At 61.2% G+C, this 2863-nt stretch carries 2 protein-coding genes; both read left to right on the top strand.

Features of this window, described 5'->3' with window-relative positions; genetic code table 11:
* Positions 1-792: aspartate aminotransferase family protein (locus WBP53_RS16800; protein WP_423930902.1), on the top strand; the 792-nt coding region annotated here is incomplete at its 5' end.
* Positions 793-838: 46 nt separating this feature from the next.
* Complete coding sequence (locus WBP53_RS16795) at positions 839-2647, top strand: PLP-dependent aminotransferase family protein (protein WP_423930901.1); 1809 nt, start codon at positions 839-841, stop codon at positions 2645-2647.
* Positions 2648-2863 lie beyond the last annotated feature (216 nt).

Here is a 2863-nt window from a genome sequence, read left to right as displayed (position 1 = left end):
GAGGTCTATCACCTGCCATTCCCGGTTGCACATGAGGGCATCAGCGTCAGGGATACCCTGGCCGCCTTGAAACGCTTGTTCAAGGCCGACGTCGAGGCCGATGAAATCGCAGCCATCATCATCGAGCCGGTTCAAGGCGAGGGTGGATTCCATGCTGCACCTCGTGAATTGCTTGAGGCGCTGCGCGAAATTGCCGATCAGAATGGAATTCTTCTGATCGCCGATGAAGTACAAACCGGATTCGGGCGTACCGGCAAGATGTTCGGTATCGAGCATTCCGGAATCCAGCCGGATCTCATCACCGCGGCCAAGTCGCTGGCCGGCGGCTTGCCGCTTTCGGCCGTGGTCGGTCGCGCACCAGTAATGGATGCGGTTGAGCCGGGAGGGTTGGGCGGAACCTATGCGGGTTCCCCGATGGCGTGTGCCGCGGCGCTGGCGGTTCTTGACGTCATTGAAGAAGAGGGCCTGATTGCACGCGCAAATGTCCTCGGCACAACCGTGGTCGCGCGCCTGCATGCCATGGCTGAGCGCGAAGATCTGCGTCCGATCGGGCATATCCGGGCGCTGGGTTCGATGATCGGATTCGACCTGCTCCTCGCGCGTGACAGCGACGAGGTTGATCCTGAAGCAGCCGCGGCAACGGTCAGGAAAGCACATGCGCTTGGATTGATCCTGCTTGGTTGTGGTTCGTTGCGCGAATCCATCCGCTTGCTGTTTCCGCTGACGATCAGCGATGCGCATCTCGAGGAAGGCCTGCAATTGCTTGAGCAGGCGCTGGCAAACCCGGACTGACGCGCACCGTGTGCGAGCCTGACGCTGGTATGCTGCGGGAAACAACATGAATTCCGCGATCAGGCGTGCAGCGCGCAGCATGGACGATCTCAACATCGTGCTGGATCCAGCCAGTCCATTGAGCCTCCAGCATCAGCTTCGGCAAAAACTCGTTGATTCGATTCATCGCGGCGTGTTGAGGCCGGGTCGACGCCTGCCCTCATCGCGCAGCCTGGCCGAGCGAATCGGTGTTGCACGCAATACGGTCAGCCTCGCCTATGACGCGCTGATTGCCGAAAACCATCTTGTCAGCCGGGCACGCAGTGGCATTTTCGTTGCCACCGAGGTGCCCAGTGTGCGAATCGCCGTGGGCAACCGGGGTGTCGGCCGGGAAAGCCCTTTGGCGACGCGCCTGCCCCCTGCGCCGAATGACGACGGATTTCGTTGCCCCGGCAACTGGCACCAATACCCGTTCCCGTTTATCGAAAGTTGTGTTGAGTCGAGCTTGCTGCCGAATACCGAGTGGCGCGAGGCTTTGCGTCTGGCCTGTTCCAGACATGAAATCGATGGCTGGAGTCGTCGCGCGAGCGACATGGATGATGCCGAGCTGGTCGATCAGATCCGCAGCAAGGTTCTGCCGGTTCGCGGTATTGATGCCAATGCCGAAGAGATCCTGATAACTCTGTCGGCGCGTCACGCCTTGCAGCTGGTTGGAAGCCTGCTTGTTGGACGCGGAACTCCTGTCGTTCTGGAAGCGCCCACGGATGAAGAGTTCGAGCGCCGCATGCGCGACCGGCAGGCCGACATATCCATGCTTGACGATTACCTTGATCGCCCCTTGCCGCGTTCGGCCGTGGTGGTCACCAGCGCGCGCCGTAGCTTTCCATCGAACTCGAGACGACCTCGCGAGCTGCTGACCCTGATCGAGGCGGCCGACGGCGTGCTGGTCGAACACGACATGCCGCCGGGTGCCCGTGACGGCAGTCACATTGCACCCGCGTTGCGTGCCATGGATGTGCAGGGAAGGGTCGTCTATATCGGCAATCTTTCGCCAGCGGTTTCCTGCGGCGAGTCATTCGGCATCGTCGCCAGCGCGCCGGCCTTTATTGATCGCCTGCGCCAGATCCGGCGCATTCAGGGCACAACGCCGCCGACACTGAGCCAGCGCGCCTGGGCCTATTTCATAGGGCTTGGCCATTATTCGGCGGCCTTGGTCCGAACCGGTCGCGTACTTGAGGGTCGACGTAACGCCTTGCGCGATGCACTCAACCACAACCTGCACCAGCGCGTCAGCATCGAGACCCTGCCGGGCGCCAGTGCCTACTGGGTCAGCCTGCCCGGCAATCTCGAGACTCGTGACTTTGCACGACAGGCTGCGGCGATCGGCGTACTGGTCGAGCCGACGCGGCTTGAAGGCGGGCGCGAAGCCTTGTGCATGGGAATAACCGGGATAGCGGAAGAGCAAATACGCGAAGGCGTGAGAAACCTGTCGCGACTGATTCGCGGTGATCTGGCCATGGCACCACGTCATATCGACGATGAATCCGTCGAACCGCTGCAAGGTGCAGCGCTGCGCAAGACCATGGCTGGAGCCACCTTGCTGTACAGCACGGTATATGGAGATCCGGCGACGCTGGAAATCCGCAGCAACGGCGATATGGTCGGCACCGCAGGCTATGCCGGTGAGGATTGCGACCGTGGACACTGGTGGATCGAGGACGGTCGCTGGTATCGCCAATGGCAGCGCTGGGCCTATGCCGAAGCGTCGAGCTATACGGTGGTTGTCGAAGGTGATCAGCTGCGCTGGTACGGTGCCGACGGCATCCTTGCCGATACCGCCGTGATCACGCGTGCGGTCTCCAGCAGGCGCAAGTAGACGGTTCAAGCCAGGCAATCTGGCTCCATACCCGACTCGCAACTGGCACTAATGGCGCGGTGTGGCTGCCGCTAACGTCGAAACTGTCATCAGACGGTTACGGAAATCGCCTTGGTTCAGTCATCTCCACCCTCGCCCGCTTCAAGTAGCGATGCCTGTTTCGGCATTGCCGGATTGCAGACCGCCTTTTGCGCTGGTGACAACATCCAGCAATTG

Source organism: Dokdonella sp. (assembly GCF_049593775.1).
Taxonomy (GTDB): Bacteria; Pseudomonadota; Gammaproteobacteria; order Xanthomonadales; family Rhodanobacteraceae; genus Dokdonella.
Note: the sequence above shows the minus strand (reverse complement) of the source record. Positions and strands in the feature narration are given on the sequence as shown.

Excerpts from the sequence above, each read along its gene's own strand:
- WBP53_RS16795 (WP_423930901.1), top strand. The coding sequence starts at position 839 with ATGAATTCCGCGATCAGGCGTGCAGCGCGCAGCATGGACGATCTCAAC.